Genomic DNA, 23,579 nt, shown 5'->3' with positions numbered 1-23,579 from the left:
TGCAGCACGATAAAAAGAGGCCTCCTAGCCCAGTAGCGAGCGCATCTGACGCTCTATGAAGCGGGTGGCCCAGGCAGGGGCCAGGCGGTAGAGGAAGTCCATCAAACGCGCATCGGAGCCCACCAACACCCGGAAGCGGTTCTGCTCCACGCCGGCGATAATGCGCCTCGCAGCCTCCTCGGGCGGGAGGGGTTTGAGCGAAGAGCGCCCCTGGCTTTCCATCTGGCGTATTTCTACTCCTGAGTTGGCGGTGATGTTGGTAGCGACCGCCCCCGGAAAAACCTCTGTAACCCGCACCGATGTACCCAGCAGTTCGGCATACAGCCCCTCGGTCAGGAGCTTGACCGCCGCCTTGGAAGCCCCATACAGGCTCTGCCCGGGTACCGGCAGAAAGCCGCCCATGCTGGAGATGTTCACAATATGGGCCTCGGGACGAGCCAGAAGGTGCGGCAAAAAAGCTTTGGTCATGTAGAGGGTGCCGTAGAAGTTGACGTTGATGACCCGCTCGATGGCCGCATAGTCCAGATCGTTGATGCGTACAAAGGGCTGGATGATGCCCGCGTTGTTGATCAGGCCATCCACCGCCCCGTGCCGGGCGACGACCTCGGCAGGCAAAGCTTCTACCGACGCACGTTCGGTAATGTTGAGCACGTGGGTGGAGAGGCGCTCCGGGTTTGCAGCCAGCGAAGCGGTTTCTTGTAAGCCCGCCTCGTTGATGTCCACCGCTGCCACCCGCGCTCCCTTAGAAAGCAGGTGTAGCACCAGGTGGCGCCCCATGCCGCTCCCTCCGCCTGTGACTGCTATCACCTTCCCCTGCACTTGCATAGTTCCACCTCTCAAGGCACTTTTACCACAAAGCGGCTGGCATGTTGTCCCAGAGAGTCAAGCAGAAAGCTCGGCCCAAACATCGCGTAGCATCTGGGCTACCGCGTAGGCATCGTAGAGGTCGGAGTAACCCATCAGCGAGAGCCGGAAGACCTTGCCCTTGAGCTGGCCCTGTCCGCCGATGATGGTGGCACCCCGCGCGGCAAAAGCGTTTTTGACCTGGCCATAGGAAACCCCTTCCGGCAGGTAAAAACAGGTGGTGGCAGGGCTTCGCGCCTCGGGCACCACTTGCAGGCCCAGTCCCTGGCCGGCAGCGTACAAAAGGTCGTTCTGGTGTTGCTTGAGGGCGATGTGCTCAGGCAGCCGAGGCAGCAGGTCTTCCAGCACCGCGGCGGTGGCAGCGACCAGGTTGATGGCGGGCGTCCAGGCCGACTCGCCGGTACTTTGCACCTTCAGCTCCGAGGCCAGGTTGAGGTAAAAGCCGCGGGGCTTCAGGCGCTCCAGGGCGCGGGGCGAGAGGGCCGCATAGGCCAGCCCGGGCGGGCACATGATGCCCTTTTGCGAGCCACAGGCGGCAGCGTCGAGGCCCCAGCCCTCGAGGGCAAACGCGCTCACAAACAGGCTGGTGATGGCGTCCACCACCACCAGCGCCTCGGGAAAGCGGGCCTTGAAGGCCTGGGCTAGGGTGCGCACGTCGTTCAGGGCCCCGGTGGAAGACTCGGAGTGGGTGAGCAGCAGCCCGGCAAAGGGGCCTGTGGCGCTTCCCAGATGCTCCGGGCGCACCACCTGGCCCCAGGGGAGGTCAATACGCTCTACTTCTAGACCAGCTTCCTTGGCAATCTTGGCCCAGCGCTCGGAAAAGTTGCCGTGCACCGGCACCAGCACCCGCTCGCCGGGGGCAAACAGGTTCTGCACCAGCGCGTCCATGGCCGCCGTGCCCGAGCCGGTAAGCATAAGCACCTGGCCCTGGGTCTGGAAGGCGGCCTCGAGGCCCGCTTTGGCCTGCAAGAAGACTTGTTTGGCAGCGTCCGAACGGTGGTGAAGCTGCGGCCGGGAAAGAGCTTCCAGGGCTTTGGGATGTAGTTCAACCGGGCCGGGGGTGAGCAGACGAGGGCGGTACATGGGCTCCATTTTAGAGGCCTGCAGTCGTCATACAAGCATTCGGCGGGCTTTTATCGTTTTTCCTATCCCTCTCCCCACTATGGGAGATGGCGGCGATGCCGCACGTTTGTTTGACATCCATTTATTGCCTGCCGCCTGGAACACTCCCAGCAATAACCCGATGCAGCGCAGCTTATACCGGATTCAAAAAGACAGCTCGCAAAATCAAAAAAAACCATAGGTTGTCTTTATGAATCCTAGAGCACACCCCTCCCTACGGTCGGCGAAAAAAGCGTCTCCTTTCCAAGGGGCGGTATCGCCCTCCGCTACGCGGATAACTTCGGTCGGGTTGATTCTTTACCGTTCGGGAACCGAATCAACCGAATCTGGTATTAGAGCGCGGCCAGATCCACCCGCTCGAGCACGTCCAGGCCCCGCAGGGCCTCCAGCACCGCCTCACTGGGGCGCTCGTCAATGGCCAGCACAAACAGCGCCTTGCCGCCGGGGTTGTCGCGGCCTAGCTGCATACCCGCAATGTTGATTCCGTTCTCGCCCAAGAGCGTACCCACTTTGCCCACCACGCCGGGCCGGTCGCGGTTGACACAGACCAGCATGTGCCCGCTGGGCACGGCCTCCACCATGTGGTCATCAATGCCCACGATACGGGGCTTACCGCCCAGCACCGCTCCCCGAACCTTGCGAACTTCTTTGTCGGTCTCGAGGCGCACCTCCAGCACCTGCCGGTAGTCGAGCGACTGCTCGACCTGGCGGGTAACGAGCGAGATGCCTCGGTCGCGCAGGAGGGGTCGGGCCGAAACCAGGTTGGCCGCACCTGCTTCCAACACCTGATCCAGCAGCCCCTTGGCCACCGCCGAAGCGATGGGGTCGGGGTTTTTCTCGAACTCGCCATAATACGAAACCTCGACCGTCTGGGGGCGGCCCTGGGTAATCTGGGCCAGCAGCTTACCCAGCGCTTCGCCCAGGGGCAGCCAGGCCGAGAACATCTGCAAGCCTTCAGCATCGAAGCCGGTGTTGAGGGCGTGGGCCAGGTTGCCCTGCAAGGTCTCGATGACCCGCTCCAGAACAGCCTCGCCCACCCGCTCCTGGGCTTCTTGGGTATTGGCCCCCAGGTGAGCGGTATGTACCACCCTGGGGTGGTGCACCAGGGGGTGTTCGGCGTTGGGCGGCTCATCCACAAACACGTCCAGCCCGGCCCCCCACAGGTGCCCCTCGTTCAGCACCTCCACCAGGGCCTTTTCATCCACAATGCCGCCGCGTGCTGCGTTCACCACCACCGCCCCTTTGGGCAGCAAGTAAAGCTCACGGCGACCAATCATGCCCCGGGTTTCGCTCGTGAGCGGGGTGTGAACGGTCAGGAAGTGGCACTGGCGCAGCATATCGGTCAGGTCATCGAAAAGCTCCACCCCCAGGGTCTGGGCCCGGCTGCGGGGGATGTAGGGGTCGTAGGCCAGCACCCGCATATCAAAGCCCTTGGCAAACTGGGCCACCTGCCCCCCAATGCGCCCCAGGCCCACTATGCCGATGGTCTTGTGGTTGAGCTCCAAGCCCAGGTACTTGCGATCCCACTGGCCCTGGCGAATCTTCTGATCCGACTCCACCAAGCCCCGCGCCACAGCCAGCAACAGGGCCCAGGCCAGCTCCGCTGCCGAGCGGGTGTTGGCCTCGGGTACGTTTACCACCAGGATGCCCCGGCGGGAGGCGGCCTCGAGGTCCACGTTGTCTACCCCCACCCCACCCCGGCCCACCACCTTGAGGTTGACTCCGGCCTCGAGCAGCCCGGCATCCACCTGGGTACGGCTGCGCGTAATGAGAGCGTCGTACTGCCCGATTACCTGTAGGACCTCTTCTCGAGCCATTCCGGGCCGATAATCGAGCCGAAGGTCTGGGTGCTTCACCTCACCCAGCCGCATTTCATCGGTTACAAGCACTTTCCACATAGTTTTGTCCTGGGAGCCAGCCGGTATACCCCGGCATTCGCCCCAACCTTATCACCTTGTCCCAGATGGCACAAGCTCCTGGAGAAGGCGGCAGGCTTTCATCTTCATGGCTGAGGTAGAGTTCCAGACAATAAAACAGGGCTCCAACAAACGTGTAGTGTCGCCCCCTCTCCTACCGTGGGGAGAGGAAAAGGGCAAAAAGATAACACCAAGTTCAATCCCGTACCGTGAGGCCCACAAAACAAACCCTGTGCTAGACTTACGGAACAGGTGTGACCTAACCCAAAAACCCTGGTGACGGGCTGATAGCCCGAACCACAAAGGAGAGACTGCATGAAAATAGCCATCGTAACCGACTCGACCTCCGACCTGCAGGCCCGCGCCGCCGAGATGGGCGTAGAGGTAGTACCCCTCTACGTCAACTTCCAGGGCAAAATCCACAAAGACTGGGTGGAAATCACCCCTGCCGACATCTTTGCAGGGGTAGCCGCCGGAGCGGGAATGCCCAGCACCAGCCAGCCCTCCCCCGCCGACTTCAAGGCCGCCTACGAACGCGCCCTGCAAAAAGCCGACCACGTGCTCTCGATTCATATCTCCTCCAAGCTTTCCGGCACGGTGGGTTCGGCCAACCTGGCCGCGCAGGAGTTCCCCGGCAAAGTCACGGTTTTTGACTCACTGGCCGCCAGCATGGGCATCGGGATGATGGTCGAACGAGCCAAGGAGCTCCTGGACCAGGGGGCCGACCTGAAGCAGGTACTGGTCGAACTCGAGCGCATCCGCGCCGACCACATCGTGCGCTTCACCCTGGCCACCCTGGACTACCTGAAGAAAAACGGGCGCATTGGGGGGGCTCAGGCCCTGCTGGGGGGCCTGCTGGGCATCAAGCCCATCCTGACCGTTAAGGAAGGCAAGGTCGAGGCCGCAGGCCGGGCCCGGGGCGAGAAAAAAGCCCTGGCCGAGATGGTCGAATCCCTCAAGACCTGGGCCGCAGGTCGCCAGAAAATCCGTATCTACTACCTCTACAACGCTGAAGAAAGCGATGTGGCCGCGTTCAAAGCTGCCGTACAAGCCACCGGGCTGCCCCTGGAAGAGCGCATCACCAGTAGCATTGGGGGCGTGATTTCCACCCACACCGGGCCGGGGCTTTACGGGTATTACGCCTACAGCCTGTAAAATCCAGAGTGGGTAGCCCAGATATCCGACCTGCGACAAAGAGCTGGCATCTTCGAGGTGCGGCCACACATAACCCGGCCTCCCTTGAAAGCCGTTGGGCCAGTAGCGCCCATCGCGTAACGCGTGCGATCAATACAACATCAGCTATACTCGGCTGAATCGGGTTTCTGGAAATACAGCAGGGAGGTGAAGATGGAACGTACCGCGTTTGTTGCCGATTCAACCCTGGGTTTGAGCCCCCAGGAAGCCCTCAAGCGGGATGTATACGTAATCCCGCAGCAAGTCATCATCGAAGGCAAGAGCTACCGCGACTATGTGGAGATGACCCCGGACGAGGTGATCCAGGCCCAACTCGCCGGCAAAAAGGTCAGCACCAGCCAGATTTCTGCGGTGGATCTGGAGGCTTTGTACAGGAATTTGCTCGAGAAATTCGACCGCATTGTTTCGGTACATGTCTCGAGCAAACTTTCGGGTACCTGCTCCACAGCCCGTATGGTAGCCGAGAAGTTTGGTAACCGCGTCAAGGTGATAGATGGCCTTACCCTGAACGGCGGGCTTTCTTTTGTGATCGAGGAGGTACAGCGCAAGCTCTCGGCGGGGGTGCCCTGGGACAAGCTGGAGGAGGCTATTGCCCCACTGGTGCAGCGGGTGCGTGGCTTCGTGCTACCGGCCACGCTGGAATACCTGCACCGAGGCGGGCGCATTGGCGGCTTGCAGCACTTCATTGGTTCCCTGCTCAAGCTACTGCCGGTGCTCGAGGTGCGGGATGGGCTGGTGAGGCCCCTCGAGCGGGCCCGGGGCTGGCACAAGGGCTTACAGCAACTTGCCCAGGCTTTCCACCAGGCCTTCCCCGAGGGGGCCCGGGTCATCCTAGCCCACGCCTACAACCCTCAGGGCATCGAAGAACTCCGCAAGCTGATTAGCCAGGAGGGTGTGGTGATTGAAGACTTGCGGGAGTGCGGCCCCGCTGTGGCTGCCCACACCGGCCCCGGCACAGTCGCGCTGTTTGCGGCACCAAGGTAAACCAGGATTCACACACCAGAGCAAGGCTCGAGGGCCTCTACACTGCGCCACATGGCGTTGGTCGAACCCGGGTTGCCCGTCTTCAGAGTGGCCTGACCTCGAGGTATCCCGAGTTGGATGTATTGAATGTAGTAACCAGTACGATGGAAGCACCCCGGCATTCAGCTTTCGGCTGACAACACCCCCCCTTCCCTGTTATCGTCTGGACGTGCGTGCCGTTGTGCAAAGAGTTAGCCAGGCCCAGGTGGTCGTAGAGGGTAAGGTTGTGGGCCAGATTGGACAGGGGTTGCTGGTGTTGCTGGGCGTGGGAAGGGGCGACACCCTGGACGATGCCGCCTACCTGGCCCGAAAAATTGCGGGGCTGCGGGTTTTTGCCGACGCCGATGGCAAGATGAATTTATCCCTGGCCGATGTGGGGGGCGAGGTGTTGGCCGTGTCGCAGTTCACCCTGTTCGGCGATACCCGCAAGGGCAACCGGCCCAGCTTTATCGAGGCGGCAGCACCCGATGAAGGTCGGCAGCTCTACGAGCGTTTTTGCGATCTGATGACCCAGCAGGGGCTTCACGTCGAGACCGGGGTTTTTCAGGCCCATATGGAGGTACACCTGATCAACGATGGCCCTGTAACAATCTGGCTCGACTCCGCCGAACGGTTCCAGCACCGACGTAGCTAGGCCCCAGGCAGTTGACAGGCCGCAATCGGATGGGATATAGTTCGTTCGCTGAACTTACTAAGTTAAGTGCTTTATTTGAGGTGCCATGGCCCGCAACGCACCCCTTGACCAGCAGGCCATCAAGCGGCAGAACCGCCGCCTGATTCTGGAAGCCCTGCGCCGAAACGGCCCCTCGAGCCGGGCGACGCTGGCCCGTGCGGTAGGCCTTACCAAAAGCACGGTCTCTTCGCTGGTTCAGGAGATGCTTGAAGAAGGCCTGCTGGACGAAGGTAACCAGCACAAGCCCGGCCTGGGCCGCCCCGGCACCGAGCTCGAGTTCTCCCCCGAGCACACCCTGGCCTTGGGGGCCGAGCTGGGCGTGGAGAATACCCAAATCGTCCTGCTCGACCTGAACAACAAAATCCACGGCGAGTGGGATTGGGTCGAAAGCCCCTACACCCCGCTGGCCGAGCGGATATCCAAACTGGCCGAACAGGTCAGAATCCGGCTGGTGGACCCCACGCATCTGCTGGGGGTGGGGCTTGCTGTCCCCGGCGTGGTCAGCGGACGAAATCTTATCTATGCACCGGGCCCGGGCTGGCGCAACGAGCGGCCTGCCGATTTGCTCGAGGCCCTGCTAAAAGTCCCCACAAACGTCGAAAACGACGCCAACGCTGCCGCCCTGGGCGAAACCTTCTGGGGCGAGAATCAAAGCCCGCTGGTCTACGTGGTCATGACCACGGGCCTGGGAACGGGGTTGGTGGTGGAGGGGCAGGTTTACCGGGGCCGCCTGGGGGCTGCCGGCGAACTGGGCCACTGGCTCACCGGCCAACCCAAAAGCCGCAGCGGCGGCGGGGATGTCGAAGACGCCCTTTCACTGCGCGCCATGGTACGGCACTACCAGGCTGCCAGTGGCCGGCAGGAAGGCTTTTGGGGCATCCTGCAACGGGCCGAGCAGCAAGACCCGTATGCCCTGCAGGCCCTGCAAAACCTGGCCTACGAGTTGGGGCGTTTTGTGGTTAACCTGTGTGTCACCTTTGACCCCGCTGCGGTGGTGCTGGGCGGGGCCGGGGCCGAGGCCTGGAAGTGGCTCGAGGCCCCCCTGCGCCAGACCATTCGTAACCTGGCTTTTATTCCCGAACACGCCGAAATACCCGTCAAGCCAAGCGCGTTCGGACATCTGGCCCCGGCTATGGGCGCCGCTGCCTTGGTGCTGCAGCGCTTTCTAGCAAATGGTGGAACCAGGGAGTGGAGCCCGCCAATCTCCACCCTGGGGACTCGGCCAACCATTGGCGCCCCATCTATGACGAGGAGGACATAATATGCGAAAGTTTCTCTTAGCCCTGGTAGCCGCAGCCCTTGGCTCGCTGGCAGTGGCCCAGTCGGGGAGGTTGGAAATCTTCTCCTGGTGGGCCGGAGACGAAGGCCCCGCTCTACAAGCCCTGATTGATCTGTACAAAAAACGCTACCCCAACGTGGAAGTCATCAACGCCACCGTGACCGGCGGCTCCGGGGTGAATGCCCGGGCCGTCCTCAAGACCCGCATGCTGGGCGGCGATCCCCCCGATAGCTTCCAGGTACACGCGGGTCAAGAACTCACCGGTACCTGGGTGGTAGCCGACCGCATGGAAGACCTGACCCCCCTGTTCCAGCAAGAAGGCTGGATGAACCGCTTCCCCAAAGGGCTCATTGACCTGATTTCCTACAAAGGCAAGATTTACAGCGTACCCGTCAACATCCACCGCTCCAACGTGATGTGGTACAACCCTGCCAAGCTGCGGGAGTGGGGGGTACAGCCACCCAAAACCTGGGCCGAGTTCCTGACCACCTGCCAGACCCTCAAAGGCAAGGGACTGGAAGCGCCCTTGGCCCTCGGTGAAAACTGGACCCAACAGCATCTGTGGGAGTCGGTGGCCCTGGGGGTGCTCGGTGCCAACGACTACACCAACCTCTGGAACGGCAAGCTACGTTTCAACGACCCCAAGGTAGTGGCGGTGTGGAACACCTTTGGCCGGGTGCTCGACTGCGCCAACAAAGACGCCTCGGGCCTCTCCTGGCAGCAGGCGGTAGACCGCGTGCTGGATGGCACTTCGGCTTTCAACATCATGGGTGACTGGGCTGCCGGCTACATGACCACCACCAAGGGCCTCAAACCCGGCGAAGGCTTCGGCTGGGCCCCGGCACCCGGTACGGCCGGCGTGTTCATGATGCTCTCCGACTCCTTCGGACTGCCCAAGGGTGTGAAGAACCGCGCTAACGTGCTCAACTGGCTGCGGCTGGTCGGCTCCAAAGAAGGCCAGGACGCTTTCAACCCGCTCAAGGGTTCGATTGCTGCCCGCACCGACTCCGACCCCAGCAAGTACAACGCCTACCTGCAATCGGCCATGCGAGACTGGCGCAACAACCGCATTGTGGGCTCGCTGGTACACGGTGCTGTGGCCCCCGAGTCCTTCATGAGCCAGTTTGGCACCGTGATGGAAATCTACCTCTCGGGCCGCAACGCCCAGGCTGCCTCCAATGCAGCCCAGGCCATTGCCACCCAGGTTCGTCTGGGCCAGTAGTTCACCTGGAGGGGCAGGTCTGCGAGCCTGCCCCTCCTTTCTGTCCTTTTTCGCACAATCCACCCTCGGCATTGCTCAACTGGTCGTTTTGCGGAGGCGTAGCCGACGGAGCCTTTAGAACACCCGATTCCTTGCTTCGCCCGGAATGAACCCGGCGAAATAACCCACCACGCTGCCACGCAAACAAAGAACTGCCTTTATAACTAGCGAGGTGCCAACCCCAGAGGTAAAGATGAACTGGCTCAAGAATAAAGACACCCTCTACGGCTTCCTGGTCATCCTGCCCTCGCTGGTGCTGCTGGGCATTTTCGTCTATGGTTTTATCCTCCAGACCTTTTATACCTCCCTCACCGACTGGGGCCGCGACCCGGCCCAGGCCCTCTCGGCCAACCCCCAGATTCGCTTCATCGGTTTTGAAAACTACCGCGAACTCTTTACCGGGTTTGTGGATGCGCGGTTTCGTCAGGATCTGGTCAACACCTTCTTCTTCACGTTGTTCTTCATTCTGGGCTGCCTGGGGGTGGGGCTGGGGCTGGCCATTGTGCTGGATCGCAGTCCTAAAGGCGAGGGCTTTTTCCGCACCATCTTCTTGTTTCCTATGTCGCTCTCGTTCATCGTGACCGGAACCATTTGGCGCTGGATGCTGCAACCGCAGGGCGGTGTCAACCAGCTCCCCACCCTGGTGGGGCTGCCCAAGGGCGAGTTCGCCTGGCTCACCAGCCGCGAGCAGATCTGGCAGGTAAGCTGGAACGACCTGCCCTTCCTTACCGCCCTGGTGGTGAGCGCAGTGCTGGTGTTCATCGCACTCGGGGCTTTTCGGAACGGTGAGCGCCGGCGGGGCTTTATCGCCTCCGGCTCGACGGCTTTGCTGCTCCTGTGGGCCTTCACACTGGGCCGCACCCTGCAACCTCTTCCCTACGACGAACCCCACGGCTTTAACCTGGCCTTTATCGGCATAATTATGGCCGCCGTCTGGCAGATGTCGGGCTACACCATGGCCCTGTACCTGGCCGGGCTGCGCGGTATTCCCGAAGAGTTGCGCGAGGCCGCCCGGGTAGACGGTGCCTCGGAGTGGCAGCTTTACCAGCGCATCATCTTCCCGCTACTGGCCCCCATCACGCTCTCGGCCATGATCATCCTGGGCCACATCTCGCTCAAAATTTTCGACCTGATTTTTGCCATGGCCGGGGCCGACAACGCCCCCACCGACGTACCCGCCCTCTTGATGTACCTGACCACCTTCCGCGCCAATCAAATTGCCAAAGGGGCGGCCATCGGGATGATTCTGCTCTTGCTGGTGGCTGCGGTGATTGTGCCCTACCTGTACAGCCAGCTCAAAAGCGAGGTGCGGCGATGATGGGTCGGATTGTGCAGTATGGGGTTTTGTTCCTGGCCACGCTGTTTTTTTTGCTGCCGGTTTATCTGGTCATCATCACTGCGCTCAAAGAACCCTCCGCCATAACCCTGAAGGACACCTGGCGGCTCCCCGAGCGCTGGTACTGGGAGAGTTTTTCCCAGGCCTGGACGGCCTTTTTGCCCAAGCTGCAAAATAGCTTTTTCCTGACCATCATTGCCACCATTCTCTCGGCCTTGCTGGGTTCGCTGAATGGCTATGTGCTAGCTAAATGGAAATTCCCTGGGGCCAATATCGTTTTTCCCCTGATGCTTTTTGGCATGTTCATCCCCTACCAGGCTGTGCTGATTCCGCTGTTCCAGTTTGTGCGCGATATTGGGCTGGGTGGTACGTTATGGGGGCTTATTCTGGTACACGTGGTGTACGGGCTGCCCATCACCACCCTTATTTTCCGCAACTACTACGCCGAAATCCCCGACGAGATGATCGAGGCGGGGCGCATAGATGGTGCGGGATTCTTTGGTATCTACAGCCGCATCGTGTTCCCGCTCTCGGTGCCGGGGTTTGTGGTGGTAATCATCTGGCAGTTCACCCAGATCTGGAACGAGTTTTTGTTTGCCGTGACGCTGGTGAGCAGCCCCGCCAACCAGCCCATCACCGTAGCCCTGGCCCAGCTTGCAGGCGGCGAGGCGGTGAAGTGGAACCTGCCCATGGCGGGGGCCCTGCTGGCCGCCTTGCCAACGCTCCTGGTCTACATCTTCCTGGGGCGCTACTTCATTCGGGGGCTGTTGGCGGGGTCGGTGAAGGGGTAGGAAGCTATCGCGTTCGCCACAAACACTCCACATGCGATGCGGAGTGTTTTACCCAGAACAGCAAAACCCGTTGTTCTGGGCATTCTTGGGAACCGCTCTAGCACTGCTGCGATACGCTTTGGGTGCAATGCCTATTAGCCGCTTGAATGCCTTGCTAAAGGCTGCTTCAGAGCTATAACCAACCCGTGCCGCGATCTCACCAACGCGCAAAGAGGGGTCTTCGGCCAACCATCGAGAAGCAAGCTGCATACGCCAGCGAGCCAGGTATTCGATCGGAGGTTCGCCAACCAGAGCTGTGAAATGTGCGGAAAACGATGAGCGGGAACAGCCCACAGCGCTGGCCAACGAGGCCACCGTCCAGGCATGATGCGGCTGTGCATGAATTAATCCCAAAGCTTTTCCAATAAGAGGATCGTATAGGGCACCCAACAAACCACTGTTTTTGCCATGCATTTCAACCCAACGCTGAATAATCTGTACAAATAAAATGTCCGCCAGACGGCGCAAAACCACTTCTTTGGCCGGGCGTTGCGCCTGGGCTTCATCTGCCATCAGTTCCAGAACGCGGTTGATGGGACTATCGGCACGGTACGGAATGTGAACGATGCGGGGCAGGTGTCTGAGCAAAGAGGTTGTCCTGGAATACTCAAAATTAAATGTCCCACACAGAATTACTACCGTGGGTGTATCGCTCCAACGCATGAGCGCACATTCACCCCACTGATCGAGTTCAAGGTTACGCAAGGTTGGAGTACCGGGTGTCTCCACAATGGAATGCGCCTGACCATCTGGTAACAACAGCACATCGCCCTCTTGGATGGGCCGTAATTCGGCCTCGTTCTCGAGTTGAAAATAGCCCTTGCCGCGATGCAAGACATGGAAGACTGCACCGGGGTGTGCTGCAAAGTGCAGTCCCCATGGAGAGCCGAGTTCAGAGCGGCAATACACGCTGCTCTTGAGACGGGCCAGATTAAGGATGTGGGTGAGCGAATCCATAATTGTGGACGATTGGCAAAGAAATTAGGACATAAAAACATAGACTGTCCATATTCCTTGGAGTATATTGACGGCATTCCACACCCGTCAAGGAGGTTTCATGCACGTACCCCCTGAAGGCGCCCATCCGTTTTTTTATACCCTGCTCGTCTTTGTACACATTTTTGTCACCATGGTTGCGGTGGGCCTGAATGCAAGTTATGCCATATGGATTTCGCGCGGCGCAAAAGACGCTGCCAGCCTGCCTTTTGCCTTGCGTGGAGTCAAGTTCCTGGATGACTATGTTGCCAATCCCTGCTATCTGCTGGGCGGGTTAACTGGGGTGCTCATGATTGCAATGGGCAAAGCCATTGCGCCTTATTTGTGGGCTGCCATAGGGCTGTACATCGTGGCCATGGCGGTCGCATATGGTTTCTATACCCCGTTGCTCAGTCGACAGATAAGGTTACTGGAGGCGAAAGGAGCAAGCGATGCCGAATATCAGGCCCTCGCACAGCGCTCCAACCGAGTCGGTGTAGCGATGGGTGTGATGGTTGTGCTGATCGTATTGCTCAAAATCTTTGAGCCGAGCTTGGGGTGACTTATTAAGCCAGGAGGGTTTCCATGAATAGCGTCCGGGTTGTTCATCTGGTCTACACCTATGGGATTGGGCTTTTTGCCGGTTTGCTCTACACCTTTGAACAGGGGGTCATTCCAGCCCTGATGACCCTCTCGGCCACAGAATATGCCAAAGTGCAACAGGAGTTGATTCGGTCGTTGGATGCATTCCCTACGGGGGTAATTGTGGTGGCCAACCTGGCCATGTTGCTGCCCCTGTATCCGCTGGGGCGCCTGTGGAAGGAGCGCCACACTGCGTACTGGCGGCTGACTGCACTGGGTTGGGTGCTTTTTTTCTTTGGGGTGGGGGTTTTTACCATAGCTTTGAACGTGCCCATCAACAACACTGTATTGACCTGGAATCCGGCTGCCCCGCCCACTGATTGGGAGAGCGCGCGCAACGCATGGAACAGCTTGAACGCTATCCGGACACCCATAAACTTCTTAAGTTTCTTGCTGATGATCTGGGCGGCCTTTGAAATACCCAAAGGTTAGCGAGTGTATGGCGCATAGCTCAAACACCCGCCTCTCAAGACGGGTGTTTGAAATTGGTTGGGGGAGTGGCCTAAGGTGCGGTGCTGAAGCTTCGGAGCACCGAGTTGGTCTGGAAAAACGACATATCCCAGCCAAACGCAGGGTAGCCCCCAGCCCAGGCGGGGCTGGCAAAGGCGTTGATGTTGTCGAAGGGGCCGTAGCATTGCACAAACCAGTTGTAGGTGCGGTTCGCCTCGAGGCCCGGAACTACCGTGGTGCGGTCGGTGTAGAAGGTGCGGGTGGGCTGGCCTGCGCTGCTCAGGAATAAAAGGCAGGTGCTATCGGCCGGCCGCGACCACTGCAAGGGGGTGTTGAGCGGGAGGCCGCTTTGGTTGTGGTTGGGGCTCGAGAGTCCGGGGGCTACAGGCAGCACGCGGTCAATAAAGCCGCTGGGCCCCAGGCCGTTTTGCTGGAAGCTGAGGGTGCGGCCATCGGGGGCGTCGGCATAGGCGGCGAAGGTGAGGGTTTTGCCCGGAATCACCGGGGTGGCCCAGGACAGGTTTAACGGGCTTTCGGCGTTGTTGGAGGCAATCAGGAAGAGTGAGTGGGCCTCGAGGTTCACATAAAGCTGCCTCGAGCGCAGAGTCAGGCCGCTGGGGTTGGTCAGGTTCACGCTCAAGGCCCCGGTGCTGATGGGGGCCACCGCCACGTTCAGGCTGGCGCTCTCCCCAGGGTCGAGCGAGACCACCCGGCTGCCGTAGGCCAGAAAGGCCTCGGGGGTGCCGGGCAGGCCGGGCACGTACTTCCACTGCAGGGCATACACCCGGCCCTGCACACTGCCGCTGCCGTTCCAGGCCGTGCTCAGGGTGTAGGCCGGGCCCTGGTCAGGAAAGAGGGCCTGCAGGTTGTGACCAGGGGGCACAAACTGGGTCGGCCTGGCCTGGGGCGCCCCAAACACCACCTGCACCCCGGTGTTGGCGGGGTTAGGGAAGGTGATGCCGCTGCCCGATTGGGGCAGTAGGCTACCGCTCAGGCTGGCGGTCTGCTCGGCAGGGGCCCCGCCCAGGCTGGTGAAGAGCAGCAAGAGGGGGTTGGGCCGGCTCAGGCCCAGGAAGGTGTGCTCCTGGGTAGCGGCGGGCCGCACGGTGAGGTCGTAGGGGGGCCGAACGCCGCTCAGGCTAAAGCGGCCTTCGGCGTCGGTGTTCACACACTGGCCACTGCGGCAGACCGGCACACCCACCAGCGGCTGCCCAAAGCGGTTCTTGGCCTGGCCGCTCACGGTAATCTGGTCGCTGGCCGAGACCCCCAGGGTGAGGGTGCGCTCACGCTTGAGCACCTGGCCGTTTACGCTGGCAGTAGCCCGCACCAGCAGGGTGTAGTCGCCCGCGGCCAACTCGCCGGAGGGGTTCAAGGTCAGGGTGCTGCTGCTCTGGATGGGGTTCTGGCTGAAGCTGGCACTGACGCCCAGGGTGCTGGGAACACGCACCAGCGAAAGCTGCACCTCGGCGTCGAAGCCGCCGGTTTTTTCCAGGGTGACCTCGAGGCTTCCAGTAGTACCGGCCTCGAGGTTGAGGGTGCCGGTCGAAAGGGCAATCTGAAAGTCACCTACCACGGGCGGGGATGGGGGTGTGGGGTTTCCACCCGCACAACCCGCAATCAGCAGCAAAGAAAGCAAGCGGTAGCGCATCGGAACCTCCTAGTTGATGCAGGGCGGCAGCCGGAAGTCCTGGGTGGCGACCGTGGGGCGGGCCGGGGGGCCGGCGTTGCCGTCGGTGACCTCGAGGGTCAGTCGGAAGTGAAAACCACAGGTAGCCCCGGGATAGAGCGAGGTCAGGTTGGCGATCATCACCGTGGGCAGGTCGGTGCCGCCGCTGGTAAAGCTAATGCTCCCCGAACCGCCCGGCACGTTCTGCTGCGTGCCGGAGATAGGGTTGCCGCTGCCGTCCAGCCGCTGGATTTTCCAGGTGTAGGTAAGCATCTGGTTCTCGTTGTCCTGCACCCAGCCCTTAAGGGCAATCTGGGTGTAGCCGATCTCGGGGTTGACCCCGGCGGGCTGGGTGATGAGGGCGCTCGGCGGGTAGTTGGCGGGAGCCGGGCTTACATTGACGTTCACCGTGGCGCTGCCCTTCTTGCCCCGGGCGTTGCTGACCTCCAGGGTCAAGGTGCGGGAAGTCGTGCTGCTGGCAAGGGTTATGGTAGGGTTGCCGCAGGCGTTGGCGGGCAGGGTGTCGGCGGCCACGCTGCTCTTCCAGACCGCATTGGCGCAGTTCTGGGTGCTAAGGCTGGGGTCGAGCCAGCTCCCCTGCAGGAGCACCGTCTGGCCGGCATAGAAGCCCTGACCCGGCTTGGGGTTGAGGATCTGGACGCTGGGCGGGGGGTCTTGCACGTTCAGGCTCAGGGTGGCGCTGCTGTTCAGCCCCGCGCTGTTGCTGGCGCTGGCGGTGATGGTGCGGGGGCCTTCGGTGGTGAAGGTGTAGACGAGGCAAGGCGGGTTGGCGTTGGCGGCAATGCTGCCCAGGCTGCCCTCCACGCTGCTGCTCAGGCTCACTGCCTTGGGCCCGTCCTGCGGGTCGTAGGCGGTGGCACAAAGGCTATAGGGCTTGAGGAGCTGCGGCGAGCCCAGGCCTGCTTGCGAGAGCGTTACGCTGGGCGGCTGAGGGGTGGCCTGGGCGATGGTACCCAGGTTTTTGTCGTAGACCTTCTGGTCGTAGTCCAGGCGGAACTCGGTCACCCCCAGGTCAATGCCCAGATGAAGACCCAGATAGGCCTCTACCCCGGCGGAAAGCCGCCAGACGGGATTGCGCGGCACCACCACGTCCATCTCGAGGTAGCCCCCCAGCTTGGCGTAGGGGCCCACAATGCCATAAAGCAGTACATCGGCCTTGCCCAAAAGGCTCCCCCGCGCCAAAGCGCCAATGTTGGCCCCGCTCAAGCTGGCGCTAAAGCTCTCACCAAAGCTGCTGCAGTTGTTGAAGCCGTTCGTGTACTCCAGGCAGGCCTGGGCGTTCAGGCTCTGGGTAGCGCCAAAGCTCAGGCCCGCGCTCACCTGCCCGGAGGCGTTCACCACCATCTTCAGACTGGGCACAAACACCAGCGGCAACGGCCCCACAAAAACCGTGATGGGCGAAAAGTTGAAGCTGGCCAGCTCTTTTTCTTTGTTGATGCTGTAGCCCAGCCCGGAACTCACCTTGACCTCGGCGCTTTGCTTTATGCCGTAGGCCGCCTTGAAGTAGATCCCGTTGGGGTAGGTGGGCACCCCAAAGACCTTCTTCCAGCTTACCCCGGTGCTAAAACCGTTCTGCACGTCGAAGAAGACCTTGCCCGAGACCCGCACCTGGTCGTTTGTGGTGGACGGGTTGTTGTCCTGGTCGTAGAGCACCTCGTCGAAGCTAAAGTCCAGGGTGGCCATGGGCCTTACCCCACTCTGGGCGCTGTAGGCGGTGAGGCCGCCGGCAAAGCGCACGCTCTGGGCCAGGGCCTGGGCCGATTGCAGGTCGGAGGGGGTGAGGGTCTTCTGGAAATCGGCCTCGCCTTGCTCGAGGGCCTCGCCGAGGTCGGCTTCCTCGGTCTGGACGGTTACGGTGTTGCCCGCGCGGCTGATGCCCTTGACCTTTTGCAGGAGGCCGTAGGGTGCCGCCGGGGTGGGCTCGCTCACCAGCACCTGTCCGACCTCGAGGGCCTGGAGCTGGGGGTTGTCGGCGCTAAAGGTGAGGGTGGCCTGGCAGAGCGGGCGGTTCTGGTTGGTGTAGTCCAGGCAGGCGGGGGCGTTGTGGAGGGTGAAGCCAGACAAAGACGCCCGGCTCTGGGAGTTTAGCACCCGGGTGTCGGGGTCGATTTTGGGCTCAATCCGGCTGGGGGGGCCACCCCCGCAGGCCGCGAGCAGCAGGGCTAGGGCTGCGATTTTAGCTGGGTAGCGCATGCTTCCTCCTTTGCGCGCTCGAGGGCCGCCACCAGATCTTCCAGACGGGCAAAGTTGTACCGGGCTCCGCCCCGCAAGAGTTCAAGGCTGTAGCGCCACTGCTGCTCGCCGTCGCTCCACATGCGGAGTACATAGCACTGTTCCTGGTGGCCCTCTGGCATGGCTACCAGTGTAGTAGGGGGGGCGTCAATTGGGTGTCAATTAGGGGCACGGGCGCATCGCCAAGTCATACCAAATCCACGTTAACCCCTTGCTTGCTCAAGGCAGGAGCGAACCACAACAAGGGTAATCCTGGCTTGCTGCTTGACTCTAGCGCAGGCTCCGAGGTAACCCTTCGAGCTGGCTTTGCCAGAGTTCCTGGGCCCTCCGCACCGCGGCAGTAGCCTGGAGGTGTTGCCCCAGGTGGGCATGGGCCTCGCCTAGCAGACGGTGGGCGGGCACGCTCAGGCATAGGGTTTCCAGGGCCAGGGCCCGGGCCAGCGGCTCGGGGTCGGGAGGACGCCGCAGGAGCGAAAGCCGTAGAGCACCCATCTGCCAGGCCAGGTGCTGCACCGGGGTCTGGGGCCGGCAGCAGGCGAGAAGGCGCTCGAGTAAGTTTTCCTTTCGGCCGAGCGCCAGCAGGTCGAACTCGGCCCCCATGGCCAGGTCGCCCAAGCGGGCTTCCCGCAAGCTGGGCAGCAGGGTCTCGATGGGCTCGGTTTCCTCTGGGCAGCGCCAGAGACCCAGCAAGGCCCGGTTGTAGCGGCAGGCCCACAAAAGCCGCTCGTCTTGGGCCGCCTGGGCCAGCCTCGAGGCCTCTTCCAGCCGGCCTTCGGCCTCCGGGAAGACCGCCAAATAGCCCAGCAGCTCGACCTGCACCAGCAAGACCTGGGCCTGCAAACCGGGGCCCAGGGGCCGGGCCAGCTCGAGGGCTTCCTCGAGGGTGTTCCAGGCCGGACCGAACTGCCCCTGCAAAAAGTACAGGTAGCCCAGGTTGCGATAGCTGGTGGTCTCGGTACGGGCATCACCCAAGCTGCGCGACAGCTCAATGGCCTCGGTAAAGCGTTTTGTGGCCTGGGCGTAGCGGCCCAAGCGCAAGGTAGTGGCGGCCAGGTTTTGCAGCAGACTTCCTGCCAAGGCCAGCTGTCCCTCCCGCCGGGCCAGGGTCAGGGCTTCCTCCAAAGAGCCCTCGGAAGCCTCGTACTCACCTCGCAGACCGAACAAGGCCCCCAGGTTACTTAGCGCCCGCAGGCGGGTCTGCGGGCTTTGGGCCCATGCGGCGGCCTCCAGATGGGGCCTGGCCTCCTCCAACGCCCCAGCTACCAGATGGGCCGCCCCTAAAGAAAGCCGGGCCAGAGAGATTCGCTCCCCATCGCCCAACCGCCGGGCCACCTCCAGGGCTTCCAGCGCCTCCAGGGCGGCCTCCTGGGGTCTGCCCTGCCGCAGCCGAAGCCCGGCCCTACGCTGATGGTGTTCGAAGTAGATCGGATCGCTCTGCGTGCGCCTTGCCAGTACACCCAGCCGCTCCACCAGGGCATCCAGCAAGGCCAGGTCGCTCTGCTGCTCGGCGAGCTGGCTCAGGTGTAAAATGGCTTCCACAGCCTCCGCTTCGCCGCTCACCCAGAGGGCCTGAAAGAAAGCAAGTTGGGCCTCGTTTGGCTTTCCCTGTTGCAACGCCATCCGACCTGCGGTCAACAAGTGGGCATAGGCTCGCTCTGGCTCCAAGGCCCACAGCCAGTAGCGAGCAGTGGCCATGGGCTCGCCCCTCTGCGCTTCCAAGGCCAGCGCAATCCGGCGGCATAGATGCTGGCGCAGGGCCTTGGGCAAATGGGGTGGGGGCGGGGCGGCCTCGAGCTCCACCAGTGCGCGCGCAACCGTGTAGGGGTCATCCTCCAGCACCATAGCCCAGAACTCGGGGCGAGCCTCTTCGGGAAAAAGACTTCGGGCCTCCCAGAGGCGCTGGGCCAGTGGGCTCAGGGCTGCGTGCTGGAATAAGGCCGCCTGGGCCTGGGTAGCCGCCAGGGGCTCTACACCCAGTTCCTGCCGCAAGGACTGGCGCAGGTTCTCGTAAAGCTGCCAGGCTGCCTGTACCCGCCCGGCCCTGAGCTCCAGGCGCATGGCCTCGCGCACCGCACTCTCGTGCAGGGGATCGAGCTGGATAAGCTCATAAAGGTACCCCAGCGCTTGCTCCGGCTGGGTCTGTGCAGTCTGCCAAAGCCGCTCGCGGCGCAGCTCTTCCAGCCTTTGGCGCTCGAGGGCCAGCCACTCCCAAAACGCAGGGGGCAGATCGTCCGGCAGACCCCGCAAAAGCGGTGCACGCAGCGCCTCCAGGGTAGGCGCCAGGGCGTCTACCTCGGCGTACAGTGCAGGCCGCTCCCCGTCGAGCAGCCACGTCTTGGCCCCCGGCAGCCGACGCAACAGGTACAGGGCCTGCCGCAGGTTTTGCGCCGCGTTTTTGTCCCACAGCAGTTCGGCCACCTCGCGACGGCTGAGACCCCCGCCCAGCGCCAGCACCCCCAGCAAGGCCCACTGGCGGCCCTTAAGGGAGAGAACTTCCCCCTGCCAGAGGGCTTCGGGCGAGCCCAGGAGCCTGAGGTGCAGCATGGCTTTCATCCTACTGGTGTTTGGCCAAAGTACCGCAAGGCCAGAACTCGAGGGGCTAAAAAAGGCGTTGTACGCTCCGGGAGAGCTCAAAGCCCCGCTTATCTTTGTTGATGCAGCGCAGCCGGGCCTGGGTCACATCGCAGCGAAAACCGCCTTCGCTCCAGACCTTGCCGTAGGCCAGCACCGGCAGGCGGGGGTCGGCCACGGTATCCCCTACGCAGAGCCGGGTGGCCTGGCCCCGCTCGCTCAGGCCAAAGGCATTGCCCCAGTCCAGCGAGCAGTCTTTGGGCTTGGCCGGAACGCGGGCCTGGTTCTGGAGCAGGTCGCAGCGCAGCACCGCTTCACCCGCCACCCGGTCCACATAGGCAAAGCAGTGGATATTGCCCGAGGGGGTCTTAAAGCCCCCCAGCTCAAAGTAGCCCTGGGCCAGGGCCGGAAACAGCAAAAACGCCAGGAAAATCAGGTTTTTCATCGGTTACCTTCGCAGCTTAAGCGAGTCCACAATGGGCTTGATGAGGGGGTCGTAGGTGGCCTTTTCGGTGGTGGGGTACTCGAGGTACACGGTGAAAAATACCCCGTCCCTGAGCTTTTTATACTCGTAGACCACCAAATTGCCCTTAAACCCCGAGACCGCGTAATAGTCCGGCTTCAGCACCTTGTAGGTCACACGCAGGTTCTTCTGGGCCTGCTCGTAGTACTCGGGCAGGGTCAACACGTAAGCATCCAGGGCTCCCGAAACCACCAGCCGGGCCGCTCCCCGACGAAAGGACTGACCATCGCCGTTCTCGGGTGGGGGTTCGGCGCTCATGAAAGCCGGGCGCTGGATGCAAAAACCAAAGCGGGCGTTGCAGTAGTTGGCCCACTCTGGCGCAGCCCAGGCCAGGCCCGTCAGCAAAGGCAGCAAAAACCAGCGGAGCATGGTCTACTTCTTCCCCGGGGCAAAGTCGCTGAAGAGGTTGGCCCAGGTGACCCCGTCCACCACCCCATCGGTACGCACCTTCAGCCCGCTCACGTTGGCCAGACGCTTCTGAAATGCGCTGACCGCAGCCTGGGTCTTAGGGCCAAAAAAGCCGTCGGCCTCGCCCACCTCGCGGTAGCCGAGCTCCAGAAGCCGCTGTTGCAGGCTACGCACCTGCACCCCGCTCAGGCGAGGGTTTTGCAGTTGCAAAGCACGCGAGAAGATGGGGGCTTTGATGCTGCCACTGTGAAACATGGCCACCCAGGTATTGGGCCCCACGATACCTTTTTCATCGCCCTTGATTCCCTGCATCTCCTGAAAGTTGATCACCGCCTGCCAGGTGCGGGGGCCATAGATGCGGTCGAGCTCGCCAACCTCGGGGTAGCCCGCATTGAGGAGGTAGCTCTGCACGCTGTAGACGTCCTCGCCTTTCATTCGGTTGGTTTGCAGGCCCAGGGGCCGGGCGTAGAAGCTGGCCTGGGCCAGGGCTTGCGAAAGCACCAGAAGGCTCAGAGCAACCAGAAAAAAAAGAATGTTTTTTCGCACAGAACTCCTCCTTGTCCGAGGTTAGCAAACCGGCGAAGTAGCCCCGGGTCATTTGCTCCACTTTCGGCCTACAAACGCCGAAAGGCGATATACTCGGGCTACTCGTTATGGTCGGCTATGTGGTTAATCGTCTTCTCGCGGCCATCCCCACCCTTTTAGGGGTGGCCATCATCACCTTTTTACTCATGCGGGCCGTGCCGGGCGATGTGGTCACCAGCCTGGTTGGCCTCGAGGCCAACGTCAATCCCGAGCGCATGGCCGAGCTGCGGCGCCTGTTTGGGCTCGACCTGCCCCTGCACGTGCAGTTCGGGCAGTGGCTGGGGGCTGTCCTGCAGGGCGACTTTGGCAGCAGCCTGCGTACCGGGCGCGAGGTAGCCCAGGACCTGGCCCTGCGTTTTCCGGTCACGCTCCAGCTCACCCTGATGGGCCTCCTGACCGCCCTCCTGATTGCGGTGCCCCTGGGGGTGCTGGCGGCCATCCGTCGGGGGGGCTTTGTGGACTACTTTGCCTCGTTCTTCGCCATTCTGGGCCTCTCGGTGCCGGGGTTTTTCCTGGCCTTGCTGCTCATTCTGCTCTTCGCGCTGGCTTTGGGCTGGCTGCCCCCGGCCGGTTTTGTGCCCCTGGCCGAAAACCCCGTGCAAAACTTTCGGCACATGGTTCTGCCAGCCCTCTCGCTGGGCCTGATTCTGGCCGGAGCGGTTACCCGCATCCTGCGCAGCTCGATGCTCGAGGTGCTCTCACGCGACTACATCCGTACGGCCCGGGCCAAGGGGCTCTCCGAGCGGGTGGTGATCTTCCGCCATGCCCTGCGCAACGCCCTGATTCCGGTGGTCACCGTGATCGGCATCCAGTTTGGCTCGTTGCTGGGCGGGGCGGTCATTATCGAGCAGGTTTTCAGCCTGCCGGGGGTGGGGCGCTTTGCCCTCGAGGGCATCAACCTGCGCGACTACCCGGTGGTGCAGGGCACGGTGCTCTTCGTGGCCACCGCGGCAGTGCTGGTCAACCTTTTGGTGGACTTGCTCTACTCGCTCATAGACCCTAGGATTCGCTATGAGTAAGCCAGCGCAGGGCCGAAAGGCTTCCTGGAGCTTCTTGACCCTCAGAGGCTGCAGACCGGGCCGCTCGAGTCAACTTCTTTTCACTATGACGCCAGCTCCCCACTCCGGAGGACAACCGTGACCACCCCCGCTTCGGCCAGCCCATCGAACTGGGCCCTGACATTCAGGGCCCTCCTGCGCAACCGCTCGGCGGTCATTGGCGGCACCATTACCCTGGTGGTGCTGCTGGGCGCACTCCTGGCCCCCATCATTGCCCCCTGGGATCCCCTCAAGTTCGACCCGCCCAACCGCCTCTCGGGCCCTTCCGCAGAACACTGGCTGGGCACCGACCAGTACGGGCGCGATTTGCTCTCGAGGGTGCTCTACGGGGCCCGCTTCTCGCTCTCGGTGGCGGCGGTCTCGGTGCTGGCCGGGCTGCTGGTGGGCGGAACCCTGGGCCTGCTGGCCGGCTACTTTCGGGGCTGGCTCGACCTCACCATCTCGCGCCTGGCCGACATCCTGATTGCCTATCCCGCCATCCTGCTGGCCATTGCTTTCCTGGCCTTTCTGGGGGGCGGTTTCATCAACCTGGTCCTGGCCATCTCGGTGGTGTTTGTGGGGCCTTTCATTCGGGTGGCCCGGGCTGCCGTGCTGACCGTGCGGGAAGAACTGTACGTGGAAGCCGGGCGGGCCATGGGGGCTTCGGACGGGCGGATGATTTTCCGTACTATCCTGCCCAACGCAGCGGCCCCACTGATTGTCGAGGTCACCCTGCGTTTCGCCTATGCCGTGCTGGCCGAAGCAGCGCTGTCGTTTCTGGGGCTGGGCATCCAGCCGCCCTTTCCAGCCCTGGGCTCTATGGTCTCGGAGGGCCGGGCTTTTCTCTCGCTCTCGCCCTGGGGCTCGCTGGTGCCCGGTTCTGCCATCGTGCTGATGGTGCTGGGTTTCAACCTGCTGGGCGACGGTCTGCGCGACGCCCTCGACCCCCGGCTGCGACAACGATAGCTCCT

Annotated in this window: 23 protein-coding genes; 12 read left to right on the top strand and 11 right to left on the bottom strand. The window is 62.1% G+C overall.

Annotation, left to right across the window (positions count from 1 at the left end):
• Positions 1-24: 24 nt before the first annotated feature.
• Both Mhypo_RS04665 and Mhypo_RS04660 read right to left on the bottom strand, forming a co-directional pair.
• Positions 25-825 carry an SDR family NAD(P)-dependent oxidoreductase gene (locus tag Mhypo_RS04665; protein WP_119340140.1) on the bottom strand — a complete coding sequence of 267 codons (801 nt, stop codon included), beginning with the start codon at positions 823-825 and terminating at the stop codon, positions 25-27.
• Between the two features lie 57 nt (positions 826-882).
• The gene (locus tag Mhypo_RS04660; RefSeq protein WP_119340164.1) at positions 883-1,947 is read right to left on the bottom strand and encodes a pyridoxal-phosphate-dependent aminotransferase family protein; all 1,065 of its coding nucleotides are present in this window, start codon (positions 1,945-1,947) and stop codon (positions 883-885) included.
• Between Mhypo_RS04660 and Mhypo_RS17895 the strand changes: the two genes are divergently transcribed.
• Positions 1,946-2,167: a hypothetical protein gene (locus Mhypo_RS17895; RefSeq protein ID WP_147075264.1), complete on the top strand. Its 222-nt coding sequence runs from the start codon at positions 1,946-1,948 to the stop codon at positions 2,165-2,167. The genes Mhypo_RS04660 and Mhypo_RS17895 overlap by 2 nt on opposite strands.
• 151 nt (positions 2,168-2,318) lie before the next feature.
• On the opposite strand, the gene serA is transcribed toward Mhypo_RS17895, so the two are convergent.
• The gene (gene serA, locus Mhypo_RS04655) at positions 2,319-3,884 is read right to left on the bottom strand and encodes a phosphoglycerate dehydrogenase (RefSeq protein ID WP_119340139.1); all 1,566 of its coding nucleotides are present in this window, start codon (positions 3,882-3,884) and stop codon (positions 2,319-2,321) included.
• Between the two features lie 333 nt (positions 3,885-4,217).
• Here serA and Mhypo_RS04650 point away from each other — a divergent pair, with 333 nt between their 5' ends.
• The 7 genes from Mhypo_RS04650 (at position 4,218) to Mhypo_RS04620 (ending at position 11,459) form a co-directional block, all read left to right on the top strand.
• A complete protein-coding gene (locus tag Mhypo_RS04650; protein WP_119340138.1) occupies positions 4,218-5,057 on the top strand; it encodes a DegV family protein in 840 nt (279 codons plus the stop codon).
• Positions 5,058-5,249: 192 nt separating this feature from the next.
• Positions 5,250-6,080, top strand: a complete 831-nt coding sequence (locus Mhypo_RS04645; RefSeq protein ID WP_119340137.1) for a DegV family protein — start codon at positions 5,250-5,252, stop codon at positions 6,078-6,080.
• A gap of 208 nt (positions 6,081-6,288) precedes the next feature.
• Positions 6,289-6,753 (top strand): D-aminoacyl-tRNA deacylase, encoded by a 465-nt coding sequence (gene dtd / locus Mhypo_RS04640; protein ID WP_119340136.1) that lies wholly within the window; start codon positions 6,289-6,291, stop codon positions 6,751-6,753.
• A gap of 85 nt (positions 6,754-6,838) precedes the next feature.
• A complete protein-coding gene (locus Mhypo_RS04635) occupies positions 6,839-8,053 on the top strand; it encodes an ROK family transcriptional regulator (RefSeq protein ID WP_119340135.1) in 1,215 nt (404 codons plus the stop codon).
• A gap of 1 nt (position 8,054) precedes the next feature.
• Positions 8,055-9,293, top strand: coding sequence for an ABC transporter substrate-binding protein (locus Mhypo_RS04630; protein WP_119340134.1), 1,239 nt, complete (start codon positions 8,055-8,057; stop codon positions 9,291-9,293).
• A 232-nt stretch (positions 9,294-9,525) separates the two neighbouring features.
• Positions 9,526-10,650 (top strand): carbohydrate ABC transporter permease, encoded by a 1,125-nt coding sequence (locus tag Mhypo_RS04625; RefSeq protein ID WP_119340133.1) that lies wholly within the window; start codon positions 9,526-9,528, stop codon positions 10,648-10,650.
• Positions 10,650-11,459 (top strand): carbohydrate ABC transporter permease, encoded by an 810-nt coding sequence (locus tag Mhypo_RS04620; RefSeq protein WP_119340132.1) that lies wholly within the window; start codon positions 10,650-10,652, stop codon positions 11,457-11,459. The genes Mhypo_RS04625 and Mhypo_RS04620 overlap by 1 nt, the downstream gene beginning before the upstream one ends.
• Before the next feature lie 48 nt (positions 11,460-11,507).
• Here Mhypo_RS04620 and Mhypo_RS04615 read toward each other — a convergent pair whose 3' ends face one another.
• Positions 11,508-12,455: an AraC family transcriptional regulator gene (locus Mhypo_RS04615; RefSeq protein WP_119340131.1), complete on the bottom strand. Its 948-nt coding sequence runs from the start codon at positions 12,453-12,455 to the stop codon at positions 11,508-11,510.
• 100 nt (positions 12,456-12,555) lie between these two features.
• Here Mhypo_RS04615 and Mhypo_RS04610 point away from each other — a divergent pair, with 100 nt between their 5' ends.
• Positions 12,556-13,035, top strand: coding sequence for a DUF2269 family protein (locus tag Mhypo_RS04610; protein ID WP_119340130.1), 480 nt, complete (start codon positions 12,556-12,558; stop codon positions 13,033-13,035).
• A gap of 23 nt (positions 13,036-13,058) precedes the next feature.
• On the top strand, positions 13,059-13,547 hold the full coding sequence (locus Mhypo_RS04605; protein ID WP_119340129.1) for an anthrone oxygenase family protein: 489 nt from the start codon (positions 13,059-13,061) through the stop codon (positions 13,545-13,547).
• Between the two features lie 70 nt (positions 13,548-13,617).
• On the opposite strand, the gene Mhypo_RS04600 is transcribed toward Mhypo_RS04605, so the two are convergent.
• From Mhypo_RS04600 to Mhypo_RS04575, 7 genes are all read right to left on the bottom strand, one after another.
• Positions 13,618-15,213 carry a COG1470 family protein gene (locus Mhypo_RS04600; protein ID WP_119340128.1) on the bottom strand — a complete coding sequence of 532 codons (1,596 nt, stop codon included), beginning with the start codon at positions 15,211-15,213 and terminating at the stop codon, positions 13,618-13,620.
• A gap of 9 nt (positions 15,214-15,222) precedes the next feature.
• Entirely contained in the window at positions 15,223-17,445 is a 2,223-nt protein-coding gene (locus Mhypo_RS04595) for a hypothetical protein (RefSeq protein ID WP_240637115.1), read from the bottom strand.
• Positions 17,415-17,606: a hypothetical protein gene (locus Mhypo_RS17890; RefSeq protein WP_147075263.1), complete on the bottom strand. Its 192-nt coding sequence runs from the start codon at positions 17,604-17,606 to the stop codon at positions 17,415-17,417. The genes Mhypo_RS04595 and Mhypo_RS17890 overlap by 31 nt, the downstream gene beginning before the upstream one ends.
• 148 nt (positions 17,607-17,754) lie before the next feature.
• On the bottom strand, positions 17,755-20,037 hold the full coding sequence (locus tag Mhypo_RS04590; RefSeq protein ID WP_119340127.1) for a tetratricopeptide repeat protein: 2,283 nt from the start codon (positions 20,035-20,037) through the stop codon (positions 17,755-17,757).
• Between the two features lie 46 nt (positions 20,038-20,083).
• Positions 20,084-20,500 carry a DUF6636 domain-containing protein gene (locus tag Mhypo_RS04585; RefSeq protein WP_119340126.1) on the bottom strand — a complete coding sequence of 139 codons (417 nt, stop codon included), beginning with the start codon at positions 20,498-20,500 and terminating at the stop codon, positions 20,084-20,086.
• A 3-nt stretch (positions 20,501-20,503) separates the two neighbouring features.
• Entirely contained in the window at positions 20,504-20,947 is a 444-nt protein-coding gene (locus Mhypo_RS04580; protein WP_119340125.1) for a hypothetical protein, read from the bottom strand.
• Positions 20,948-20,950: 3 nt separating this feature from the next.
• Positions 20,951-21,532: a peptidoglycan-binding domain-containing protein gene (locus Mhypo_RS04575; RefSeq protein ID WP_119340124.1), complete on the bottom strand. Its 582-nt coding sequence runs from the start codon at positions 21,530-21,532 to the stop codon at positions 20,951-20,953.
• Positions 21,533-21,639: 107 nt separating this feature from the next.
• Between Mhypo_RS04575 and nikB the strand changes: the two genes are divergently transcribed.
• Together nikB and Mhypo_RS04565 are read left to right on the top strand one after the other, a co-directional pair.
• Positions 21,640-22,590 (top strand): nickel ABC transporter permease, encoded by a 951-nt coding sequence (gene nikB, locus Mhypo_RS04570; RefSeq protein ID WP_119340123.1) that lies wholly within the window; start codon positions 21,640-21,642, stop codon positions 22,588-22,590.
• Between the two features lie 117 nt (positions 22,591-22,707).
• Positions 22,708-23,574 (top strand): ABC transporter permease, encoded by an 867-nt coding sequence (locus Mhypo_RS04565; protein WP_119340122.1) that lies wholly within the window; start codon positions 22,708-22,710, stop codon positions 23,572-23,574.
• Positions 23,575-23,579 lie beyond the last annotated feature (5 nt).

Source organism: Meiothermus hypogaeus (assembly GCF_003574035.1).
GTDB lineage: Bacteria > Deinococcota > Deinococci > Deinococcales > Thermaceae > Meiothermus > Meiothermus hypogaeus.
Note: the sequence above shows the minus strand (reverse complement) of the source record. Positions and strands in the feature narration are given on the sequence as shown.